Below are 19594 nucleotides of genomic sequence, written 5' to 3' on the forward strand. Positions count from 1 at the left end.
TTTTATATATCACTTCTGGCTTTTTTATTTTGTTGAAATACTCAACCACAGAAAGGAATGAAATTTATGCAATGGTTATTTTTAGGTACAGCCGGACTCTTTGAAGTATGCTGGGCCGTCAGTTTAAAGTATTCGCATGGTTTTACCAAACTCCTGCCCAGTGTGGTAACGGTAATAGGAATGATACTGAGTTTTTATTTTTTGTCACTGGCTTTAAAAACCCTTCCTTTAGGAACCTCCTATGCCATCTGGACCGGCATCGGCACTGTCGGCACTGTAATTTTAGGAATACTGTTCTTTAAGGAACCAGCAGATTTAATGCGGTTAATTTGCATTGGCTTTATCGTAACCGGAATCATCGGATTAAAATTAGTGTCCTCTCATTGATATTATTTACGAGCCGTCTTTTTTCGCTTTAATTGATTTAAAAACTCTTTATCCTCTTTAGGCACTCGATAAGACTCTCTGATTTTTTGAATGGCTTTGTTATATGTAAAATCATCCAATCCATTTTTTCCCTTTACAAAGAAAGCTCTCGTCATGTCAGGGAACTTTACAAAGCACACAGATATTGCCCAAGCAACAGCCATTTTTACATAGTATCCTTCATGGTCGATCTGTTCTAAAAGGATTAAATCGGTTTCAATATGCTCTTCATCTATGAAATAGTCCATCAGCATAACAACGCCAAAACGGATATAAAATTCTTGTGAATTTTTTAAATAGAGCTGAATAAACGACCAGATTTTTTCCGGCTCCTTTTTAGTAAATTTCAGTCCGGCACAGAAAGAATCGCAGACGGCCCAGTTATCAATTTTGGGGATAAACGCCTCTATATATTTTAATCGTTCTTCTGTGGACACCCTTATACAGCCTATGGTCAACCCTTGAAGCAGAATTTCTTCATAATAAATTTCCTCTGCCGGCGCATTGCTCAGCTCTCTGAAATATTCGTCATACCCCTCTCCGGATAACTGTTTTGCCAACGCCTTCATCGGAGCCATTCTTACACCGATAGCATTTTTTACGCCGGGAATAAGCTTATCATTAAATTTTTTATAATTTTCTTCTGCCTGCTGCTCCAGCAATGCTCTAACCTCTGCACGCTTCATCTCATCCCTCTTTCTTTTCGTTTCACCATTTTAAGCTGCAACATATCTATATTTTCCAGTTTCTATCCATCAGCTTCGCCTTCTGCGGACACATTTCCTGACAGCAATAGCACCTTATGCACAACGAATAATCATACTTCGGATACTCCCTCAGCTCCAGCGCCTTCTTTTCCAGCGGGCAGCTGTTTACGCAAATCCCACACTTTACGCACTTTTCTTTCAAGATATACGGCTTCTTCTGCAAAAGCGGCTGTATAGGTTGTAATAATCGGATCTGGGTCTTTTTGTCCGTTCCTCTATACACGTCATATTTCTTATTTCCATAGGTTTCTGCCGCTTCCTCGATTGTCCGCTCTCCGTCCGCCGTAAGAATTTCTATTTCTTCCGCCTTCATGGTTCCTACGCCGTATTCATAGCCGTATCTGTTTGTGGGAACCAGCTCCGGCTTCAGATTGATGAGATAACAAAAAACAGTATCCAATGCAATCGGATCCGTTGACATTAAAATCACATTCATTTTAATGGGCGTTCCCGACTGAGGGCCGTTTCCTTCCATGGCGAGGATACCATCCATAATGTGCAGTCTAGGTCTTAGGAAATTATTCAGATCTGCAATCATTTCGGCAAAGCTGTCCGCATCCGTATATTTTGCATGAAAGGCTCCTTTATTCAGTCCATAGACTGCCCCAAAAATATTTTTTGCTGCGCCCGTAATCCGCTCCAGCTGATGCGTTTTCATTTTGCATAGGTTTATAATGCCGTCACATTCCAAAATTCCGTTGCTTATCATGAACTGCTTTTCTTTTTTACCCTCATCAAAGGAAACCTGCGTCCCTTTACTGAAATCCGCAGGAAGAATACCCGCTTCCTCCGCAGGGGCCTTTATGCCGCATTCTGCCGCCACTTTAGATGCTCCTATGGGGTTGCCCGGCGAATCTCCATAATACAAGTTGTTATATCCGTGCTCCTTTAAATATTTCCCCACAGCTTTAAATACGGCAGGATGGGTGGTCACCGCCTTTTCCGGAGAAGCCTTTCCTAATAAATTCGGTTTTAAAAGAATCTTCTCTTCCCGCTCAAAAAAAGCCTCTGCTCCGCCCAGCAAATCCATCCCCTCTTTGATTGCCTGATCTACGTGCTTTTCTCCATAGTCCTTACAGACCAAAAGTGCTACTTTACTTTTTTCCATCATTCCATCTTCCCATCTTTTACGCCTATCCCCTCTATCTCCAGCAATTTTACTTTTTTGTCTATTCCACCGCCATATCCGACCAACCTTCCGTCTGCACCGATCACTCTGTGACAAGGAATAAAAACGGGAATAGGATTTCTGTTGTTGGCCAGCCCCACTGCTCTGGCTCCTTTCGGGCAGCCTATTTGCTTCGCAATTTCTCCGTAGCTGACCGTTTGTCCATACGGAATGGTTTGAAGAGCTTTCCAGTCCTTTTTTTGAAATGCAGTCCCGGCTGGATTGAGCGGCAGATCAAATTCTCTTCGCCTTCCTGTCAGATATTCATGGAGCTGTACCGCGGCTTTCTTTAAGAGCTCCGTCTCTTCTTCCGCTATGCTCTCTTTCAAATGCTTCTTATTCTTTATTTCCGGGCTCTCGAAAATCAAATCTGTAATCTCATGGTTTTCTTCTGCTATACCTATTTTGCCTAACAACGTGCTATAATACCAAATTTTTTTCATCTACCGGATCCTTTCTAACTTTCCTCCGCACTTACATCTGTAGTGGGAAGGATGCTTCACCACATTGGACATCCTTGTTCTTGAAATTCGAACTCCGCAGTTCTTACAGACTAAAACATAATTTTCCTTCTGGGGCCGTTTCCTTAAGGCCGTTTCCTCTTTAATCCCCAGGCCTTCCGCCGTTTCTGTCCGTTTTATATGGTAGCCGTATCTTTCGTTCATTCTGCCTGCATAGGCTTTCCACAAGGCTCCATGGTTATCACAGCCGGGGCATGTATGCAGTACTTCGTGTGCCAGTGTTTGCTTTATCACTTTTTCTTCGCAGTCCAGCAATCTGTACGACAATTCAATCTCAAAGGTTTCTCTGGATCCCTTCCTTATTTTTTTACAGCATCCAAATCGGCTTCTGGCCCTTCGATTAATCGTAATATCATTTTTGATTTGATCTGAAACTGGTATTTTTAAATCTCTTGCTTCTTCTAAGACCTTCTCGTAAAGATCATTTATATATTCCATATTTTTGTCCTTAATATTTTAAAAGCCAAAAGTGCCTTTCCACTCTTGGCTTTATTCTTCTTCCTTAAATGAATAAGGTAAAAATTCAATTATTTCTTCTTCCGAATATCCAAGACTTTTCATCTGCTTTATAAAGCCTTCCGTAACGTTTCTGGCTTCCTTATATCGAATGCTCTCAATAAGAAGCTTGTTCGTCGTTACAAATCTGCCGGCGGTTCTTTCCGCATGCAGCAGCTCTTCTCTCTCCAGTTCGGATAATGCCTTTTGCATGGTATTCGGGTTCACGCTGAATCGTGCTGCAAGGTCTCTTACCGAATCTACTTTTGCCCCCGGTGTCAATGACCCGGAAATAATATCGTGTTTTATTCGCTCCATCAACTGTAAATAAATGGGTATACTCTCATTAAACTGTGCTTCTGCTATGTCTGCCAAAATTCCACCTCTCTCTATGCTGTTCCCACGTTCTCTGTTCTCTTAGGCTCTGAAAAAAGGCTTACTAATTCATCCGGATGAATACCTAACTGCTCTAAGCTTGAAAGAAATTCTTCTGTTATTTTTCTTGCTTCCTTACAGCGGACGCTTTTTATAAGAAGCCTATTGTCTGTAACATACTTTCCGGCAGTTCTCCTGGATTTTACCAGACCTTCTTCTTCTAAATTAGCTAATGCCCTCTGGACTGTGTTTGGATTGACATGATACTTTCCGGATAATTCTTTAATAGAAGCCATTTTCTGATCGGGTTCTAATACTCCTGAGACAATTTCCTGCCTTATCGTCTGCATTATTTTTATATAAGTCGGTATAGTTGTTTCCAAATCTAGTTACCTCCTAATCCCTGTTTCATACTCCCACTCACCCATTTTTGATTGTACCGTGCCTATAATACAATAATACAGATTCATTTATTTGTCAATCCTCTGAAACAATAATTTGTAAGTTCTTGTAAATTATATGCCTCATTGTGTTGTTCATATAATACAGTAATACTTAACTTGTTTGCTCTTAAGTTCTATTATATGTAAAATATGTAAATTTATACTGTGTTCTTGTATTATTTAAATGATACAGCCAATTCTCTATATTTTACCATATATCCTGTATTTTTCAACATATTATATTTACATTGTGGATTAAAATATACTCTTTACTTTAAAAATCAATAAATTTTTTAAAATTTTATATCGCTTAAAAATTTACAGTTTTTAATAGTTCATCTGAAATACAGCTTTTAAAATCGTTGATTTAAGCGTTTTTTTCTTAAAAAATATGTTTTTTACCGAGTACCTTCCACAGCCTCTCGTTTTTCTTCGACTTTTTTAGTTCATTTTCTTCTTATTGTATGATTGTTTTAATACAGTTTGTGGTATTTTTTCGACATCATTAAAATATTCGTAGATTTTTTTGTACTATTGTATGGTGTCTGTGATACAGTTTCTGCTTTTAAGTGTTTCACATATTCCTGTAAATTTCAACGTTTTTGGCTTAAATAAATTGGTTCTATATTTGCTTTTACTTAATTTAATTTATTTTTTAAGATTTTCTCCTCTGCGACATTTTTTTCTTTACAGGAGTATTTAGAGAAACTTAAATGTATGAAAGAAGCTAAAAATAGCCATTTTAAGGCCTACTTACATAATTTGTAATTTATTTAAAGGCCCTTTCTTTTAAATTTTACAGAATTTCTATTATATAAGAACGTCTTGACCTGAGATTTCTACTATTTTTCATAAAATTTATCTAGTAATTGTATGTTATATATAATACAATTATACAAAGTACTTCTTTTTATTCCTCCGAAATTTTTTAGCCTTTTAAAGTAAAATTCGGCTGATTTCTTTGATTTTTTGACTCCTTTTCCATAGATTTTTATTAAAATTCTTTGTTTTTGTTCTATTCTATTGTATTAAATAAATAATACAATATTTTATTTTTACGATTCTTCTATCCCATGGTTTTCTGGGATTTACTAAAAATTATTGTTTCTTCTTCCCGGACTTAACTTCTAAAAATTACTCCAATCTCTGTGATAATACTCTTGATTTTTACTCTTGCTTCAAATTTATGGATTTTTATACGTTTTTTTGAATCTATTAATTTGGAACTTTACCCTAAGAATTCAGCTCGACGTGAAACAGCTTTAAATTTTGTTTGGGCAATAACTTTTTCATATTTCCCGCCTGATATTCCTTTACTATTTTTTAGCAGAGGATTTTAACAGAAAATATAATTTCGAATAAATTTAAAGATTTTTATTTTAATTTAGAATTTTAAAAAGGTATTTTGAAAAAATTAGATTGGAAAATATATTTTTTCATAGAAATATAAACAAGGCTTAAATTTGCGTTTTAAGCGAATTTAAGCCTTGTTTGATGTATTGGTATTACATATGATTTTTACCTGCCCTACTCCTTCATTTTAGAGGCGTATTTTTTATTCATACCGCAAGGCCTCGATTGGATCCAATCTGGCTGCCTTTCTTGCCGGGAAGATTCCAAAGAAAATTCCCACAAAAGCAGAAAAGGCGACGGCTACCAGAATCGCCATAGGATTTATGACAACACCGATGCCAGCTATAGTCATTCCTATGGCGGCAATACCGACTCCGATTCCAATCCCGATCAATCCGCCTATAATAGAAAGAATCATAGCTTCTATCAGAAATTGTGTCAAAATATCTTTCGTTTGTGCTCCCAGAGATTTGCGTATTCCTATTTCTCTGGTTCTTTCCGTTACGGACACCAGCATGATATTCATGATCCCTATGCCGCCTACTAAAAGGGATATGGCCGCAATCGCACCGATGGCGATGGATAAGATGCCCAAAATATTGTTGATGGTTCCCAATTGAGATTCTGCTGTCTCAGATTTATAAAGACCCTCCGGAACCTTTTTAATTTTTGTCAGATAGTTTTTAAAATCCTCGGCTTGTTTACTTTGATCCAATTCTTCATTGGCATAGATATCGATGATGGATGAGCCCTCATCTTCTCCAATGGCGATGGTATACGGTATATAACCAGAATAGCTTCCCGAGCTGTCCAAACCGGAAAAGACGGACTTCTCCTGTTCATAAACACCTACTACCGTCAGGTCTACATTGTCGCCCCTTATGGTCACGGGAATCGTCTTTCCTACTATATTTTTTTTATTAAAGAAAAATTGGGCGGCTTTGTCGTCAATGACGATCACACCTTTTTTTCCTGCCACATCACTCTTGTTGATGTTTCTTCCATAGATTAATTTATTTTTTATATCGAACTTAAAATAATCTGCATCGATGCCGCTCATCTCAAATTTTCCCTTGAGCCTGCCGATTTTTGTTTCACTGCTGGCTGATGCGTAGAGAACTGCATATTTTACTTCATCCGGAAACCGTGCTTTCAGCGCTTCCAGATCGTCCCGATAGAATAGATCTTTTTCTTCTACGCCGTCCTCTGTCATTTCCCAGTTCAGCATAACGTACATATTCGCATTAAAGCCTTCAAATTCTTTGGTGACAGCACCTTTAGCGCTGTCTCCTATAGAGGTAATGGCAATAACAGAACTGATGCCGATAATAATCCCCAGCATGGTCAAAAAGGAACGCATTTTATTGACTTTAATGGCCGACAATGCAAGCTTTATATTTTCAATCAGCAGCATGTTCCCACCTCCTCTTCGGCTTTAGGAGCATCCGTTAATTTCTTCTGTGTTTTGGTTTCCTCTCCGTTCCTGGTCAATTGGTCGCTTATGATCTGGCCGTCCTTAAAGGTTATCACCCGGTCTGTAAATTCAGCTATATCAGGCTCGTGGGTCACTATAATAACCGTATTGCCATTTTTTCTGTTCAATTCGGTGAAAAGCTCCATGATCTCTACAGAAGAGCGGGAATCCAAATTTCCTGTTGGTTCATCCGCCAATATAATCGGCGGTTCATTGGCCAGTGCTCTGGCTATAGCCACACGCTGCCGCTGTCCTCCCGACAGTTCATTTGGCATATGCTCGGCTCTGGTTCCAAGGCCCACATTTTCCAGCAGCTCAAAGGCTCTTTTTTTTCTGGCTCCGGCTCCCATTTTTGCGTATATCATAGGAAGCTCCACATTTTTAAGGGCACTGGTCCTCGAAATAAGGTTAAAGGACTGAAAAACGAATCCAATTTTCTTATTTCTTATGTACGACAGCTCCTTGTCATTTTTATCGCTGATTGAAATACCCTCCAGCAGATATTCTCCGCTGGTCGGTCTGTCCAGACAGCCCAGAATATTCATCAGTGTAGACTTCCCTGATCCGGAGGTTCCCATAATAGCCACGAACTCCCCCTTGCATATGGTCAGATCAATACCTTTTAATGCTTGAACTTCTATGCTTCCATTTTTATAAGTTTTCGTTAAATTACATATGTTGATTACTTCACTGTTCATTTTGATCCCTGCTTTCCCTACATCTTGCTTGGATCAGAAATAGTGACAGCCATGCCGTTCTTCAGATCGTAAGTAGGCGATAGAACAACCTGATCTCCTATTTTTATTTGATCTGTAATAATTTCCGTGTCAAAATCTCCTTCTATTCCGGTCTGTACTTTTATCTTCTTTAGCTTGTTATTTTTAATAACAAATACATATTTCATTCCATTGTTAGCATCTTCAAAAATAGCATCTACAGGAACAGCCAGCGCATTTTCTTTTTCATGAATCAAAATTTCTGCCTTCGCGCTGACTCCGGCAATTAATTTTCCGTTACTGTTATTAATATCAATGTCTACAGGAATTACTTTTTCACTGGAGCTGTTTTGCCCGCTGCCGTCCTTGCTTTCTCCTGATGGAGCGATCTTGGATACGATACCGGTGGCCGTGCCGTTTCCAAGCACGTCAGCAGTAATGGTAACTTTTTGTCCTTCTTTGATTTTGCTTATGTCATATTCACTGATTTTTACTTTTAGCTGCAGGTGGTTTAGATCTTCAATCACAAACATGGATTTATTGTCCGTCGTATCGTTTGCATTACTCCCTACGGTAACATTTACTCTAGTGACAGTTCCCGCTATAGGACTCGTAATCCTTACCTTATCAAAATCATAAGTACCTAGAGAAAGCACTTCTGATTCATAGGCTGCTTTGGTCTCTAAATAGTCATTTTCTGCTAAAGCTCCCTGCTCATACAGAAGCTTTGCATCTTCATATTTTCTCTTAGCTTCCGCCGCAGCTATCTGCGCTTTGGCATATTGCTCGTTCAAGTCTCCGCTGTCCAGCGAAGCTAACAGCTGTCCTTTTTTTACCCGATCGCCCTCTTCTACATATACAGCCTTGACTTCCGCTGTCTGAGTGGACTGGATCTCAGCTTTTTCTGAGCCTTCCACATTTCCTTTTATGGAAACAATTTCTTTCAGCGTGGTCTGCTCTGCCTTTCCGGCTGTGACCGGATATCCCGCAGGCTCTGATTTTCCCAGCTTCTGTGTTAAGGCACAAGCAACAGCAACAATCACAAATATTACCACAGGAATAATGATCCACTTTTTCTTAAACTTTTTAGCTATATCTTTTGACATATATAATTCCCCCTCTTGAGATCCACACATCCGTCATATGGCTCACGTCCTCTCAGAAAATTCGGCAGCGCCGATTCTAACCACTGCGTTCATTATACCATGCAAGCTGCGTCGACGCAGGATGCAATGAACGCTTCTTTGCGGCAACGCCGTTTTCAATCACTGCGTTCATTATACCCTAAAATTTTCCCAAAATTTATTAATTCTTTCTTAACAATCCTAATATTTCAATCAATTCTTTTTATATCGTTTATTTAAAGTATACGATTTCTATACGTTTTTTTATATTTTTACACTGCAAAACTCCTTGTAATAACTTATCAAAATTTGTAGAAAAATTTTCAGAAAATACTTGCAATTATAAAATTACATGCTATAATGAAACCATAAAAGAGAAAGATACTAAAGCTAATATAGAGATTTAATTATTGTTATCACTATGAAGCACAGGTATCCTTTAGAAAGGGGTGAGTCCACCAGAAATGCAAATTGAACAGAGATAGCACCGTTTACATTGCAGTCTTTAAAAAGTTGTAAACGGTGCTATCTTTGTCTTTTTTGTTCATTTAGCTGCTTTTTATTGTCTGATTAAAAGGTCTTATTATAAATAGATATTATAGGTTCATACTCTTTCCCCCTGTTACTAAAAATAGTATGACTGCATTACACAATACAGATATAGGCAGTAATATTTTAAATTTGGTTTTTTTGGTCTTATGCCGAAAAAACTGAGATCCTATCATGCTTCCAACTCCTCCCATTAGAAAAGCTATGGACAAAAGAGTTGCTTCACTTATTCTCCACTTATTATTTTGCGCTTTATATTTATCAATCCCCATAACTGCAAATGCGACTACATTCCAAATTATATATACTACTATTGTGTACTTCATATCCTCTTCCTGCCCTTCATACCCTTCCTAACTTCTTATTGTTTTTCTTACTAAATAATTTTTTGTTTCATCTAAATGTTTCACGTGAAACGTTTTCTTTTCACCTGCTGCCTTCGCTTACTATGACCAATGTTCCCTATACATAATAAATCGCATTTACAGGTTGTAAATGCGATAAATAAATAAATATATTTTATCTTGCGTTTCTTAGAAAGTCGATTAATCTCTCCAAGTCTTCTCTATTATAATACTCGATTTCAATTTTTCCTTTGTTCCCTGAATGCTTTAAGCAGACTTTCGTGCCCAGCACTTCTTTTAACTCTTCTTCCACTTTTAAAACATCCGGAGACTTCATTCTTTTTTCACTTTGCTTTTTAGTTCTAGGCTCTCCTATACTTTTCGCCAGGCTTTCGACTTCTCTTACAGACAAGCCCTGTTCTACTGCCTTATCTGCCACAGTTACCTGCATGGTTTCATCTTCTATTCCCGCAATAGCTCTAGCATGGCCGTTTGTAAGCTTACCTTCCTGTACATATGCTCTTACTTCAAAAGGCAGCTTTAAAAGTCTTAAAGCATTTGTTATATAAGGCCGGCTCTTTCCAACATTCTTTGAAACCTGTTCTTGACTTAATCCAAATCGTTCAATCATCTGTTGTAAGGCTTCTGCCTCTTCTATCGGATTCAAGTCTTCTCTTTGCATGTTTTCTATGATGGAAATAACCATATTTTCTTCCTCGGTCAATTCCTTAAGAATGCATGGAACCTTTTTTAGGTTTGCTTTTCTAGCTGCACGCCATCTTCTTTCTCCTGCTACTATTTCATAACCTATTTCTGATTTTCTCAAAACAATAGGTTGTATCACTCCATAAGTCTCTATAGAAGTTGCCAATTCATCGATCTTTTCATCATCGAATCGCTTTCTCGGCTGATTCGCATTCGGTTTAATTTCATTGATATCTAAATACAAAATGGAATTCTTATTTACAGAGTCTAAATTTTCTGCATTTCCTTCATTTTTATTAGAAACCTCTGATGCGTTGATTTCTACCGCGCTAAAAAGTTCTTCTAATCCTCTGCCCAGACCTCTATTTTTCGGTGCTGCCATTATTCTTCTGCCTCCAAATCTAAAAATTCTTCAGCAAATTCGTGATAAGCCGCAGCTCCTGCTGATTTTGGATCGTATTCTGTGATAGGCATGCCATAACTCGGTGCTTCTGCTAATCGCACATTTCTCGGTATAACAGTAGTATAAACCTTCTCTCTGAAATATTTCTTTACTTCTTCTACTACTTGAATGGACAGATTTGTTCGTCCATCAAACATACTCAAAATAACACCTTGAATTTGCAGATCAGGATTCAGGCTTTTCTTTACCAGTTCAATAGTACTCATAAGCTGACTGACACCTTCCAAAGCATAAAATTCACATTGAATTGGTATCAAAACACTATCCACTGCTGTAAGCGAATTAATCGTTAAAAGGCCTAGTGAAGGCGGGCAATCTATAAATATGTAATCATAATTAGATTTAATTTTATCAATCGCCTTCTTTAATCGCTTTTCCCTTCCCTCTAGCTGCACCAGCTCAATTTCAGCGCCTGCAAGCTGGACACTGGCCGGAATGATGTCCATATTCTCCACACTGGTATGCATAATCGCCTCTTCTGGTGCAATTGTATCATCCACCAAGATCTCATAAGTCGTTCTAGTTAATCCTTTTTTGGATATTCCTACGCCGCTGGTTGTGTTTCCCTGCGGATCTATATCAAGAATAAGTATTCTCTTACCTTTTAGTGCTAAACAAGCTGCCAAATTTATGTTTGTAGTGGTCTTACCTACACCGCCCTTTTGGTTAAAAATTGCTATTGTCTTTCCCAAAACATTTCTCCTTTTTTTACTTTTATATAGTTAATATAATATCATCAAATGAGTTCATTGACTAAGAATAATGATTTTATAACCTAAATAATATTATATTATACAATGCTATATTTAACCACTACTTTTTACAGAATATCCTCATTTTCACAAAAAAACATAGAAATGTTTCACGTGAAACATTTCTATTTACATTTTTTGTAATTTTTAACCTACTTTATCGCATGCATTTTTTTTAGGAATCAATATCTTTATTTCAAACATATCTCCCAAGTCCTGTTGATAATATTTCGCATTCGCTTCTGCATCTTTTATTTGATCAAATGCCTTTCGTATAGAATTAATATAGATTTTATAATTTATGTATCGAAGCTTATGTGCTTTTCTCATTTCCTCTTGCTTTTTACTCAATATATCCTCTATCAACCTCTCTGTTTGCTTCACATTTAAGTTGTTGGCTATAATTCGTTCAAGTACCTTTTTTCTCAAATTCTCATCATCTAGCTTTAAAAGTGCTCTGGCATGACGTTCTGTCAGTTGATTGCTCATAAGCGTTTCTTGAATATCCTCCGGCAAAGTAAGCAGTCTGATTTTATTTGAGATCGTGGATTGTTGCTTTCCCACACGCTTTGATATTTCTATTTGAGACAGGCCGAAGTCTTCCATTAGTCTTTTATAAGCAATGGCCTCCTCCAGATAGCTTAAGTTTTCCCGCTGGACATTTTCCACTAAAGCAATTAGAGCCACATCCTTTAGATCAGCCTCTTTGACAATCGCCGGTATTTTGGACAGACCTGCCAGCTTGGATGCTCTGAGCCGTCTTTCTCCCGCAATTAAAAAATATTCCCCCTCTTTACTCCTACTGACTATGATTGGCTGCAGCACACCATACTCTCTAATGGAGTCCGCCAATTCCAAAAGTTCTTCCTCGTTAAAGACTTTTCTGGGCTGGTCCGGATTTAAATTTACTAAGTCAACAGAAACCTCAATATTTTTTTTATTAAACATAAAATCATCCTCCCGATAATAAAACAACAGAAGCATATATTGTTCTATCTTTAATAGTATCAGAAGCCTGTCCAATTAAAAGACCCATATGATAAACAAAAAACCACCGAAATCGCTATTTCAGTGGTTCTTTCGATGGGGTTCCCGCTTTTCTTGGATATTTTGCGGGCGTACCCCCTATTTTTTCTATAACAATGATATGATGATCCAGATCATATTCTGAAAGAGGTACTTGCTCTTCCCTTAAAAACTTTCCGCCCAAAAGTCCTATAGCACTTTGAGCCTCTTTAATTTCTTCATCTGCTTTTATTCCTTTATAGGCTAAGAAGCTTCCGCCTTTTTTAATAAATGGAATGCAATATTCAGATAAGGTGGAAAGGTTCGCTACAGCTCTGGATACACAGAGGTCATAAGCTTCTCTGTGCTCCTTGGCATGAGCCAGATCTTCTGCCCTTCCGTGCAAAGTCTTTACATTTTTTATTTCCAGCTTACAAGCTAAATCGTCTATTACTTTTAAACGTTTTTGTAGAGAATCCATTAAAATAAACTGTTTTTCCGGAAATAAAAGTGCCAGGGGAATACCGGGAAAACCGCCGCCGGTTCCCACATCGATAATGGTCTTTGCTTTCTTTAATTCAGGAAAGGAATAGCAGATGACCGAATCAATGTAATGTTTCTTTATAAATTCTTCTTCCTCCGTTATGGCTGTCAAATTTATTTTTTCATTCCACTCCAGAATCATTTCCATATACTGCCGAAATTTATTGAGGACAGTATAATCATTAGAAATGCCTAATTCGCTAAAAGCATTTTGTAAGGTTTCTATCGGCATTAGTTTTTTTACTCCTTCTCATTTTTTCAAAATATACCAGCAATACGTTTATATCAGCCGGTGAAACACCGGAAATCCTTGAGGCCTGTCCTACGGACACAGGCTGAAATTGATTTAATTTTTGAATGGCTTCTAATCTCATCCCTTCAATCTTCGTATAATCAAAGCCCTGCTTCAGCTTTTTGTCTTCCAGCTTTTTAAACCGTTCAATCTGCTGAAGCTGCTTTGCTATATATCCGGTATATTTTACCTGCACCTCCACTTGTGTAATGGAATGCATGGATAAAGAATTTTCTCTGTTTTTGTCCAATGGAGCCAACAACGCATAAGTAATTTCCGGTCTCTTTAAAAGCTCAGAAAGAGAAATCCCGCTTTTCAAAGGCGAGCTTCCCAGACTAACAAGGTAAGCATTAATCTCTTCCGTCGGCGTTACTATGACATGTTCCAGCCTCTCCATTTCCGCTGCCGCTTCATTTTTTGTTTTCAGAAATCGATCATACCGCTCCTGTGTAACCAAGCCGATTCTATGACCCTTTTCTGTCAAGCGCAAATCTGCGTTATCCTGCCTTAAAACAAGTCGGTACTCTGCTCTGGAAGTCATAATACGATAGGGCTCATTGGTGCCTTTTGTTACAAGATCATCAATCAATACACCGATATATGCTTCTGATCTGTCTAAAACAAAAGGCTCTTTTTCATCAACCCGGAGGGCTGCATTGATTCCTGCCATCAATCCCTGCGCCGCTGCTTCTTCATAACCGGAACTGCCGTTAAACTGACCCGCACAGAAGAGATTTTCAATTTGCCTATTTTCAAGATTAGTTTTCAGGTAAAGCGGATCGATGCAATCATATTCTATGGCATAGGCGGGCCTTGTAATTTTCAGGTTTTCAAGTCCGGGAATGGTTTTATAAAAAGCTTCCTGCACATCCTCAGGCAAACTGCTGGACATACCCTGAATATACATTTCTTCTGTATTAAGCCCCTCCGGTTCTATAAACAACTGATGTCTCTGCTTATCGCTGAATCGGTTTACTTTATCCTCTATAGAAGGACAATATCTCGGTCCTACCCCTTCAATTTGTCCGCCAAAGAGAGCAGATCTTGAAAAATTATTTCGTATGATTTCATGTGTTTCAGCATTTGTATAGGTCAGCCAACAGGAAATCTGCTCTTTATCCAGTTCATCGTTCATAAAAGAAAATGGAACGATTTTTTCATCCCCGTGCTGTTCCTGCATCTTGGCATAATCTAAACTGTCGGCAAGGGCTCTGGCCGGAGTGCCTGTTTTGAACCGGCGAAGCTCCATTCCATGTTTTCTAAGGTTATCCGCCAGCTCCATAGAAGGCGCAAGGCCATTGGGTCCACTGCTGAAAGACCATTCTCCTATAAAAATTTTACCTCTCAAAAAGGTTCCCGTCGCCAGCACCACAGCTTTCGCCCTATACGCCGCACCGGTTCGAAGAATAACGCCGCAAACTTTTCCATCCTCCACAAAGAGATCCACCACCTCACCCTGCTTTAGATCCAGATTTTTCTGCCTTTCCATCGTTTTCTTCATTTCCTCATGATACTGGTGCTTATCTGCCTGTGCCCGAAGAGAATGAACCGCAGGTCCCTTAGCCGTATTTAACATTTTACTTTGAATAAATGTCTTGTCGATATTGAGTCCCATTTCTCCGCCAAGAGCGTCTATTTCCCGTACCAAATGCCCTTTCCCCGTACCTCCTATAGAAGGGTTGCAGGGCATCATAGCCACAGCTTCCAAATTGATGGAGAAAACCAGTGTTTTTTTCCCCATCCGAGCTGAGGCCAGTGCCGCTTCACATCCCGCATGTCCCGCTCCGATTACAATCACGTCATATTCGCCCATCATATAATAATTCATACTATTATTCACCTACTTATTTATTTTCCAAGACAAAACCTTGAAAATACTTCATCAATTACACTTTCGCTGACGGTCTCTCCAATGATTTCCCCAAGAAGCTCAAAGCTTCTCTTTACATCAATTTCAATAAATTCAAGAGCCTCTCCTAAACGTACCATATGAATGGCGTCCTCTAAAGCACTCTTGGCTGAAACCAAAAGATTAGCATGACGAACATTTGTTATAAAAGTGCTTCCGCTCTGCTTCACTTCTCCATTAAAGACCAGCTCTTCCATTTTATCTTCAATTTCATCAATACCTTGTCCGTTTTTCACAGACGTGTGTATGAAAGAAGCCTTTGGCATTTCCTCCAGAAGCTTCTTTTCATCCACAACCTGTCCTAAATCCATCTTATTGATGAGCACTATAGTTCTTCGTGCTCCTATGACTTCTATTATTTCTTGATCCTCTATGGAAAGCGGCTGGCTTCCATCCAAAATAAGCAAAACTAAATCAGCTTCGTTAAAGGATTCCTTGCTCTTTTCAATACCGATTTTTTCAACCTGATCTTCTGTATGATGAATACCTGCCGTATCGATCAGTTTCACCGGAATACTTTTGATTGTAATATCTTCGACTATGGTATCTCTGGTAGTTCCCGGAACATCTGTCACAATAGCTCTGTTTTCCCTAAGCAGCGCATTCATCAGAGAAGATTTTCCTACATTTGGTTTGCCGACTATAGCAACCTTAAACCCCTCTTTTATAATCCGCCCAGTATCGGCAGAGTCAATTAATTTTTGGATCATATCGCCTATTTGCAATAAGTTATTTAATAAGGTATCATACGTTATTTCTTCTATATCTTCATCCGGATAATCAATGTTTACGGTTATGTTCACAAGCTCATCCATCAATAAATTTCGAATTTGTTCTATATTCTTAGATAAAGTTCCATCCAACTGACCCAAAGCAACATCAAAGCTTTTATCACTTTTTGCTTTAATCAAATCGATTACAGCTTCCGCCTGTGTTAAATCCAATCTGCCATTTAAAAATGCCCGTTTTGTGAATTCACCCGGATCAGCCATTCTAGCTCCGCTTTTTAGAACAAGCTCTAACACTTTTCTAAGGGAGACAATACTCCCATGACAATTTATTTCCACCACATCTTCTGTGGTATAAGTATAAGGCGCTTTCATATAGACAGCCAATACTTCATCTAAAACTTGATTCGTATTATAATCTATGATATGTCCATATGTTAATCGCCTATTTACTATAGGCTCTCCATTAGTCATACCAACGGAATCGGGTTCAAAAACATTTTTCTGTTCCTTTTGTTTCATATGCTTTCTCATAGGCCGAAAAAACGCATTCAAAACAGACAAAGCTTTCTCTCCGCTTATTCTGATTATTCCTATTCCGCCTTCACCATAAGCAGTAGCAACTGCTGCTATCGTATCTTCCATATTTTGATCCCCATTCACTCCATTTAAAAAAAATAGCCCAATGGGCTATTTTTTATTTCATTTCTATTATAACCCTTCTATAAGGTTCTTCACCCTCACTTCGTGTCGTGATCTTAGGGTTGCCTTGAAGAGTAGCATGAATCACTTTTCTCTCATAAGGATTCATTGGTTCAAGTCTTACACTCTTCTTTGTCCGAACAACTTTGTCTGCCAGCCGATTTGCCAGCTGTTCCAAAGTCTTTTCTCTTTTAGCTCTATAGTTTTCGGCATCAACAACTACTTTCTTATATTTTTCATCTTCTTTATTGACAACAAGACGAGTTAAATACTGAATCGCATCCAAGGTCTGTCCTCTTTTCCCGATAACAGTCCCTGAATCTTTACCGTTGATGTCAAGATATATGCTGTTTTCATTTTCAGCAGCAGTAACTGTGACTTCAATTCCCATCTTTTCAGTTACTTCTTTAAGAAAATCTAAAGCAGGGGAATGTTCAACAGCTACTAAATCATCCGGCCTTTCAATTTTAATACTTTCAAGGCTTTCACTTTTTTTAGCACTTCCGTTTTCTCTTCCTTCTTTGTGCTCCTTCTTTTCTTTTTTTCCAAATTCTTTTTTTGTAAACTCTTTACTTGAGCTACTCTGTACATTTGTTATTGGAGTTTCTTTCACAGCTGTTTTTGCCGACTTTTGTTCAGCCTGAGCAGCTGCCTTCTTTTGAACTCTTACCTTGGCAAGTTTTGAACCTATGCCAAAAAAGCCTTTTGAAGATTCTTCCAATACAATTACATCAACTTCGTCTATCGTAAGTTTTAAATCAAGGAGGGCAAGCCTGATTGCTTCATCTTCGTCTTTCCCCCACTTTTCTGCGTAATCCATATTAATTTCCCTTCAAATATACGCTTTTATTTCTTGCGTTTTTTCTCTGATTCCAACTTCATCTTTTTTCTTAATTTATTAAGCCTAAAGTTGAAAGCAATCTGAACAACGGTACCTATAAACCAGTAAATCGTCAGGCCGGCCGGAAAAGATCTGCCCATCCATACGATCATCACCGGAAACAAATATTTCATCATATTCATCATCGGTGCCATCTGGTTATTCATACCCTGCTGCTGAGACTGTGTTTGAGTATAAGAAATAAAAGTGGTTATACCGGCTGCTATTGGAAGAATCCATAAATCTGGCTGGCTCAAATCCATAATCCAAAAGAAGGACTCATGGATTGCCAATAGCATCGTATCACTCGAAATATAAGACATTGGATTTCTAAGTAAAGCAAAAAGCCCAAATATGATAGGCATTTGAATCAGCATAGGTAAGCATCCGCCCATCGGATTGAACTTTTCCTCTTTATAAAGCTCCATCATCTTTATATTCAGTGTTTCTTTGTCGTTTGCGTATTTTCTTTGCAAAGCCTGTACTTTTGGTTGAATATCGGCCATACCAGCAGTCGATTTAATCTGTGCCGCATAGAGCGGATAAAGGCAACCTTTTACCAATATGGTGAAAATTATTAAAGTGAACCCATAGTTATTTAACAAACTATAAATAAAACTTAATAACCAACCCAGAGGCATTGCAATAAAACCAATAATTGTTTGCATTAATTTCCTCCGCTACTTTAAAGGATCATAGCCACCAGGATGAAACGGATGACATTTCAAAATCCTCTTAATTCCAAGAAAACTGCCTTTTACAACACCATATTTTTCAACTGCCTGAATAAAATATGCTGAGCAAGTCGGATAAAACCGGCAGGTTGGTGGAAATAAAGGTGAAATAAATTTCTGATATACCCTAATAAGTCCTATAACGATTCTTTTCAAATAGAACGCCCTCTCACTTATTTTTTTTGAATTAATCCAGCTCTTTTTACAAGAGAATTCATAGATTTGTAAACCTCATCACATTTTACATCGTTGATAGTATTTCTCGCAATAAAAATAAGATCAAATCCCGTTTGCATATCGGATTCCATTCGTCTAAAACTCTCTTTCATAAGTCGTCTAGCCCTGTTTCTTACTACGCTGTTTCCTACTTTTTTACTTGCTAAAAACCCTAATCGATTGTAATCCAAGTTATTTTTTTTGTAAAATAAGACCACATATCTTCCACCGAAAGAATTTCCTTTTTTATAAATAGCAGAAAAATCTTTTTTTTTGCGTAATACACCTTCTTTAAGCATTACATCACCATACAAGAGTATTCTGATCCATCTTTAAAACAAAAAGACCACAGTCGCGGTCTCTATGCAGATAACTTGTTTCTGCCTCTTGCTCTTCTTCTCTTCAATACATTTCTACCGTTCTTTGTACTCATTCTTTTTCTAAAACCATGTTCTTTTGATCTCTGCCTTTTCTTTGGCTGATACGTCTGTTTCATTTTACACACCTCCTTGCTTCATTCAATAATTATCAGGTTTTACGTACATCTAAATTTCAACGTACATTTCCGATCGCATGTCCTTTACATGCCATATCATTATACAGTCAGTACCCAGCCATGTCAATGTTTTTAACACGTTTACCAATAATAATTAAAATGAAATAAATATTTTTGATCCGTGTTTTTTTATCTAAAATCTATATCTAGTTGTTCGTGTGAAAACTATGCACAATTTTGTCCACTATATGTGGATAAAGTTGAAAGGATTGAAAGTTCAATATAAAAAATTTAACTATTGCCTGTGGATAACTTAATTGTTATTATATATTTAGGAATTATATATTTTCATTTTTTATCTGATTAGTTCTTTTTTACTAATCATTTTATATTTAAGCATAAGGATGTAAACAA

At 37.8% G+C, this 19594-nt stretch carries 22 protein-coding genes; 1 reads left to right on the forward strand and 21 read right to left on the reverse strand.

Annotated features, from left to right (window positions below):
- Nucleotides 1-66: 66 nt before the first annotated feature.
- Nucleotides 67-387: a quaternary ammonium compound efflux SMR transporter SugE gene (gene sugE, locus EQM06_RS12705; protein WP_128746719.1), complete on the forward strand. Its 321-nt coding sequence runs from the start codon at nucleotides 67-69 to the stop codon at nucleotides 385-387.
- Between the two features lie 2 nt (nucleotides 388-389).
- Here sugE and EQM06_RS12710 read toward each other — a convergent pair whose 3' ends face one another.
- The 21 genes from EQM06_RS12710 to rpmH form a co-directional block, all read right to left on the reverse strand.
- Nucleotides 390-1112, reverse strand: a complete 723-nt coding sequence (locus EQM06_RS12710; RefSeq protein WP_128746720.1) for a DNA alkylation repair protein — start codon at nucleotides 1110-1112, stop codon at nucleotides 390-392.
- A 46-nt stretch (nucleotides 1113-1158) separates the two neighbouring features.
- Nucleotides 1159-2304: a DUF362 domain-containing protein gene (locus tag EQM06_RS12715; protein ID WP_128746721.1), complete on the reverse strand. Its 1146-nt coding sequence runs from the start codon at nucleotides 2302-2304 to the stop codon at nucleotides 1159-1161.
- Nucleotides 2301-2804 (reverse strand): methylated-DNA--[protein]-cysteine S-methyltransferase, encoded by a 504-nt coding sequence (locus EQM06_RS12720; RefSeq protein ID WP_128746722.1) that lies wholly within the window; start codon nucleotides 2802-2804, stop codon nucleotides 2301-2303. The genes EQM06_RS12715 and EQM06_RS12720 overlap by 4 nt, the downstream gene beginning before the upstream one ends.
- Nucleotides 2805-3320 carry a SprT-like domain-containing protein gene (locus tag EQM06_RS12725; protein ID WP_128746723.1) on the reverse strand — a complete coding sequence of 172 codons (516 nt, stop codon included), beginning with the start codon at nucleotides 3318-3320 and terminating at the stop codon, nucleotides 2805-2807. It lies immediately after the preceding gene.
- Between the two features lie 51 nt (nucleotides 3321-3371).
- Nucleotides 3372-3752 (reverse strand): GntR family transcriptional regulator, encoded by a 381-nt coding sequence (locus EQM06_RS12730; RefSeq protein WP_330548342.1) that lies wholly within the window; start codon nucleotides 3750-3752, stop codon nucleotides 3372-3374.
- A 14-nt stretch (nucleotides 3753-3766) separates the two neighbouring features.
- Nucleotides 3767-4135 carry a GntR family transcriptional regulator gene (locus tag EQM06_RS12735; protein WP_128746724.1) on the reverse strand — a complete coding sequence of 123 codons (369 nt, stop codon included), beginning with the start codon at nucleotides 4133-4135 and terminating at the stop codon, nucleotides 3767-3769.
- A gap of 1615 nt (nucleotides 4136-5750) precedes the next feature.
- On the reverse strand, nucleotides 5751-6962 hold the full coding sequence (locus EQM06_RS12740; protein ID WP_128746725.1) for an ABC transporter permease: 1212 nt from the start codon (nucleotides 6960-6962) through the stop codon (nucleotides 5751-5753).
- Entirely contained in the window at nucleotides 6953-7720 is a 768-nt protein-coding gene (locus EQM06_RS12745; protein WP_128746726.1) for an ABC transporter ATP-binding protein, read from the reverse strand. Before EQM06_RS12745 ends, EQM06_RS12740 begins: the two co-directional genes overlap by 10 nt.
- Nucleotides 7721-7737: 17 nt before the next feature.
- On the reverse strand, nucleotides 7738-8844 hold the full coding sequence (locus tag EQM06_RS12750; RefSeq protein WP_164914463.1) for an efflux RND transporter periplasmic adaptor subunit: 1107 nt from the start codon (nucleotides 8842-8844) through the stop codon (nucleotides 7738-7740).
- A 614-nt stretch (nucleotides 8845-9458) separates the two neighbouring features.
- Nucleotides 9459-9737 carry a DUF1294 domain-containing protein gene (locus EQM06_RS12755; protein WP_128746728.1) on the reverse strand — a complete coding sequence of 93 codons (279 nt, stop codon included), beginning with the start codon at nucleotides 9735-9737 and terminating at the stop codon, nucleotides 9459-9461.
- A gap of 193 nt (nucleotides 9738-9930) precedes the next feature.
- The gene (locus EQM06_RS12760; RefSeq protein ID WP_128746729.1) at nucleotides 9931-10842 is read right to left on the reverse strand and encodes a ParB/RepB/Spo0J family partition protein; all 912 of its coding nucleotides are present in this window, start codon (nucleotides 10840-10842) and stop codon (nucleotides 9931-9933) included.
- Nucleotides 10842-11615, reverse strand: a complete 774-nt coding sequence (locus EQM06_RS12765) for a ParA family protein (protein ID WP_128746730.1) — start codon at nucleotides 11613-11615, stop codon at nucleotides 10842-10844. Before EQM06_RS12765 ends, EQM06_RS12760 begins: the two co-directional genes overlap by 1 nt.
- A 207-nt stretch (nucleotides 11616-11822) precedes the next feature.
- Entirely contained in the window at nucleotides 11823-12623 is an 801-nt protein-coding gene (locus EQM06_RS12770) for a ParB/RepB/Spo0J family partition protein (protein ID WP_128746731.1), read from the reverse strand.
- A gap of 115 nt (nucleotides 12624-12738) precedes the next feature.
- A complete protein-coding gene (gene rsmG / locus EQM06_RS12775; protein ID WP_128746732.1) occupies nucleotides 12739-13455 on the reverse strand; it encodes a 16S rRNA (guanine(527)-N(7))-methyltransferase RsmG in 717 nt (238 codons plus the stop codon).
- A complete protein-coding gene (mnmG, locus tag EQM06_RS12780) occupies nucleotides 13424-15343 on the reverse strand; it encodes a tRNA uridine-5-carboxymethylaminomethyl(34) synthesis enzyme MnmG (RefSeq protein WP_128746733.1) in 1920 nt (639 codons plus the stop codon). Before mnmG ends, rsmG begins: the two co-directional genes overlap by 32 nt.
- Before the next feature lie 20 nt (nucleotides 15344-15363).
- On the reverse strand, nucleotides 15364-16797 hold the full coding sequence (mnmE, locus tag EQM06_RS12785; RefSeq protein WP_128746734.1) for a tRNA uridine-5-carboxymethylaminomethyl(34) synthesis GTPase MnmE: 1434 nt from the start codon (nucleotides 16795-16797) through the stop codon (nucleotides 15364-15366).
- Nucleotides 16798-16849: 52 nt separating this feature from the next.
- Complete coding sequence (jag, locus tag EQM06_RS12790; protein WP_128746735.1) at nucleotides 16850-17674, reverse strand: RNA-binding cell elongation regulator Jag/EloR; 825 nt, start codon at nucleotides 17672-17674, stop codon at nucleotides 16850-16852.
- Nucleotides 17675-17700: 26 nt separating this feature from the next.
- On the reverse strand, nucleotides 17701-18402 hold the full coding sequence (locus tag EQM06_RS12795) for a YidC/Oxa1 family membrane protein insertase (protein ID WP_164914464.1): 702 nt from the start codon (nucleotides 18400-18402) through the stop codon (nucleotides 17701-17703).
- Between the two features lie 12 nt (nucleotides 18403-18414).
- The gene (gene yidD, locus EQM06_RS12800) at nucleotides 18415-18624 is read right to left on the reverse strand and encodes a membrane protein insertion efficiency factor YidD (protein WP_205666563.1); all 210 of its coding nucleotides are present in this window, start codon (nucleotides 18622-18624) and stop codon (nucleotides 18415-18417) included.
- 17 nt (nucleotides 18625-18641) lie between these two features.
- Nucleotides 18642-18983, reverse strand: coding sequence for a ribonuclease P protein component (gene rnpA, locus EQM06_RS12805; protein WP_128746737.1), 342 nt, complete (start codon nucleotides 18981-18983; stop codon nucleotides 18642-18644).
- A 62-nt stretch (nucleotides 18984-19045) separates the two neighbouring features.
- Nucleotides 19046-19180 carry a 50S ribosomal protein L34 gene (gene rpmH / locus EQM06_RS12810; protein WP_128746738.1) on the reverse strand — a complete coding sequence of 45 codons (135 nt, stop codon included), beginning with the start codon at nucleotides 19178-19180 and terminating at the stop codon, nucleotides 19046-19048.
- Between the last annotated feature and the right edge of the window lie 414 nt (nucleotides 19181-19594).

This window comes from Aminipila luticellarii, from assembly GCF_004103735.1.
GTDB classification, from domain to species: domain Bacteria; phylum Bacillota; class Clostridia; order Peptostreptococcales; family Anaerovoracaceae; genus Aminipila; species Aminipila luticellarii.

Coding starts and splice junctions, on each gene's coding strand:
- EQM06_RS12770 (WP_128746731.1), bottom strand. CDS start 12,623: ATGTTTAATAAAAAAAATATTGAGGTTTCTGTTGACTTAGTAAATTTA.
- EQM06_RS12715 (WP_128746721.1), bottom strand. CDS start 2,304: ATGATGGAAAAAAGTAAAGTAGCACTTTTGGTCTGTAAGGACTATGGA.
- jag (WP_128746735.1), bottom strand. CDS start 17,674: ATGGATTACGCAGAAAAGTGGGGGAAAGACGAAGATGAAGCAATCAGG.
- mnmE (WP_128746734.1), bottom strand. CDS start 16,797: ATGGAAGATACGATAGCAGCAGTTGCTACTGCTTATGGTGAAGGCGGA.
- mnmG (WP_128746733.1), bottom strand. CDS start 15,343: ATGAATTATTATATGATGGGCGAATATGACGTGATTGTAATCGGAGCG.
- rpmH (WP_128746738.1), bottom strand. CDS start 19,180: ATGAAACAGACGTATCAGCCAAAGAAAAGGCAGAGATCAAAAGAACAT.
- EQM06_RS12725 (WP_128746723.1), bottom strand. CDS start 3,320: ATGGAATATATAAATGATCTTTACGAGAAGGTCTTAGAAGAAGCAAGA.
- EQM06_RS12760 (WP_128746729.1), bottom strand. CDS start 10,842: ATGGCAGCACCGAAAAATAGAGGTCTGGGCAGAGGATTAGAAGAACTT.
- EQM06_RS12795 (WP_164914464.1), bottom strand. CDS start 18,402: ATGCAAACAATTATTGGTTTTATTGCAATGCCTCTGGGTTGGTTATTA.
- EQM06_RS12720 (WP_128746722.1), bottom strand. CDS start 2,804: ATGAAAAAAATTTGGTATTATAGCACGTTGTTAGGCAAAATAGGTATA.
- EQM06_RS12710 (WP_128746720.1), bottom strand. CDS start 1,112: ATGAAGCGTGCAGAGGTTAGAGCATTGCTGGAGCAGCAGGCAGAAGAA.
- sugE (WP_128746719.1), top strand. CDS start 67: ATGCAATGGTTATTTTTAGGTACAGCCGGACTCTTTGAAGTATGCTGG.
- EQM06_RS12745 (WP_128746726.1), bottom strand. CDS start 7,720: ATGAACAGTGAAGTAATCAACATATGTAATTTAACGAAAACTTATAAA.
- EQM06_RS12750 (WP_164914463.1), bottom strand. CDS start 8,844: ATGTCAAAAGATATAGCTAAAAAGTTTAAGAAAAAGTGGATCATTATT.
- EQM06_RS12755 (WP_128746728.1), bottom strand. CDS start 9,737: ATGAAGTACACAATAGTAGTATATATAATTTGGAATGTAGTCGCATTT.
- EQM06_RS12740 (WP_128746725.1), bottom strand. CDS start 6,962: ATGCTGCTGATTGAAAATATAAAGCTTGCATTGTCGGCCATTAAAGTC.
- rnpA (WP_128746737.1), bottom strand. CDS start 18,983: ATGCTTAAAGAAGGTGTATTACGCAAAAAAAAAGATTTTTCTGCTATT.
- rsmG (WP_128746732.1), bottom strand. CDS start 13,455: ATGCCGATAGAAACCTTACAAAATGCTTTTAGCGAATTAGGCATTTCT.